This is a genomic window from Ruegeria sediminis (genome assembly GCF_005938215.1).
Classification (GTDB): Bacteria; Pseudomonadota; Alphaproteobacteria; order Rhodobacterales; family Rhodobacteraceae; genus Ruegeria; species Ruegeria sediminis.
Window position 1 is genome coordinate 1 of the sequence record NZ_VCPD01000015.1, and the last position, 2500, is coordinate 2500.

The following is a 2500-nucleotide window of genomic DNA, read 5'->3' on the forward strand; positions in this document are numbered from 1 at the left end:
TTTGGTTGCGGGAGCAGGATTTGAACCTGCGACCTTCAGGTTATGAGCCTGACGAGCTACCTGGCTGCTCCATCCCGCGTCATTTGGTTTTGGTCTTTTGCCTGTTCGGCTGTTTGGGACCATTTGGGCCTGGTGCCTGATCGGCTTTTTGAGGCCTGATGTTGTTTTGTATCGTTTGAGAGATGGGGGATTTTTCTAGGTTTGGCGGTGACCTACTCTCCCGGGGCTTGAGCCCAAGTACCATTGGCGCGGCGGCACTTAACTTCCGGGTTCGGGAAGGGACCGGGTGTTTTGCTCGCGCTATGACCACCAAACCGAGGAAAATCCCCTACATCGCCTTTTTGCGGAGCAAAAGGCGACGAGTGGCAGGCAGCGTCTTTTGCGTGCAGAAGACGCGTTGCCACTCGGTTGTGTTTTCAACCAACACCGTGCGATCCGCGAGGCGGATCGTCACGGTCGCTGTCCATGATCAAGATCGAGTATGCTTTTGATTTGTCTTTCCATTACTGGATCAAATCAAGCCTGTCGGGCGATTAGTACCGGTCAACTGAACGCATTGCTGCGCTTACATCTCCGGCCTATTGACGTGGTGGTCTACCACGGCCCTCAGGGAGACCTTGTTTTGAGGGGGGCTTCCCGCTTAGATGCCTTCAGCGGTTATCCTGTCCGATCATAGCTACCCTGCACTGCGGCTGGCGCCACAACAGGTCCACCAGTGGATCGTTCACCCCGGTCCTCTCGTACTAGGGGCAACTCCTCTCAAGTCTCCTACACCCACGGCAGATAGGGACCGAACTGTCTCACGACGTTCTAAACCCAGCTCACGTACCTCTTTAAATGGCGAACAGCCATACCCTTGGGACCTGCTCCAGCCCCAGGATGAGATGAGCCGACATCGAGGTGCCAAACACTGCCGTCGATATGGACTCTTGGGCAGTATCAGCCTGTTATCCCCGGCGTACCTTTTATCCGTTGAGCGATGGCCCTTCCACTCGGGACCACCGGATCACTATGGCCGACTTTCGTCTCTGCTCGACTTGTCAGTCTCGCAGTCAGGCTGGCTTCTGCCATTGCACTCAACGAGCGATTTCCGACCGCTCTGAGCCAACCTTCGCGCGCCTCCGTTACGCTTTAGGAGGCGACCGCCCCAGTCAAACTACCCGCCACGCAGGGTCCCGGATCCGGATGACGGACCGCGGTTAGACATCAAGAGTGCGAAGGGTGGTATCTCAAGGGAGGCTCCACGGGAACTGGCGTTCCCGCTTCGAAGCCTACCACCTATCCTGCACATCACAATCCTGATGCCAGTGCGAAGCTGTAGTAAAGGTGCACGGGGTCTTTCCGTCTAACCGCGGGAAGCCTGCATCTTGACAGGCAATTCAATTTCGCTGAGTCGATGTTGGAGACAGCGGGGAAGTCGTTACGCCATTCGTGCAGGTCGGAACTTACCCGACAAGGAATTTCGCTACCTTAGGACCGTTATAGTTACGGCCGCCGTTTACCTGGGCTTCAATTCGGAGCTCTCACCCCTCCTTTTAACCTTCAGGCACCGGGCAGGCGTCAGACCCTATACGTCGTCTTGCGACTTCGCAGAGCCCTGTGTTTTTAATAAACAGTCGCCACCCCCTGGTTTGTGCCCCCAGCCCCTAGTTGCCTAGGAACCGGGCCTCCTTCTCGCGAACTTACGGAGGTATTTTGCCGAGTTCCTTCAACATCGTTCTCTCAAGCGCCTTGGTATGCTCTACCAGTCCACCTGTGTCGGTTTAGGGTACGGTCTGATGGAGGGCTATTTCCTGGAACCACTCAGCGGCCCACCCAATCCGATAAGGGTGAACAACATCCGTGATCCGTCACATCCTCCTGGCACAGGAATATTAACCTGTTTCCCATCGCCTACGCCTTTCGGCCTCGGCTTAGGGGCCGGCTTACCCTGCTCAGATTAGCTTTAAGCAGGAACCCTTGGACTTTCGGCGAGAGTGTCTCTCACACTCTTTGTCGCTACTCATGTCATCATTCTCGCTAGTGATCTCTCCACCGGATCCCTCACAGGCCGGCTTCATCGAAAAACCTCGATCCGTCATTACATCCGCTGATGTTTCACAGGTGGATGCAAATACGGATGAGGTCTATGTCACACTACGCTCTGCTACCATGCCTTGCGGCATCCTAAGCTTCGGCTCATGGCTTGAGCCCCGTTACATCTTCGCCGCAGGACAACTTGTTTAGACCAGTGAGCTGTTACGCTATCTTTAAAGGATGGCTGCTTCTAAGCCAACCTCCTGGTTGTTTTGGTCGTCCCACCTGCTTTCCCACTTAGCCATGAATTGGGGGCCTTAGCTGTAGGTCAGGGTTGTTTCCCTCTCCACTACGGACGTTAGCATCCGCAGTGTGTCTGCCATCTAGTACTCCCGGGTATTCGGAGTTTGGTTAGGATCAGTAAGCCTGTGGGGCCCCATTACCCATCCAGTGCTCTACCCCCCGGGGTATTCGGATGACGCTC

At 55.3% G+C, this 2500-nt stretch carries 1 tRNA gene and 2 rRNA genes (1 of these 3 cut by a window edge); all 3 read right to left on the reverse strand.

What is annotated here, in order from left to right:
* Positions 1-2: 2 nt before the first annotated feature.
* Positions 3-79 (reverse strand) — tRNA-Met (locus FGK63_RS20585).
* A 120-nt stretch (positions 80-199) separates the two neighbouring features.
* Positions 200-314 (reverse strand): 5S ribosomal RNA (gene rrf / locus FGK63_RS20590).
* Between the two features lie 198 nt (positions 315-512).
* A 23S ribosomal RNA gene (locus FGK63_RS20595) occupies positions 513-2500 on the reverse strand; it runs 855 nt beyond the window's last position.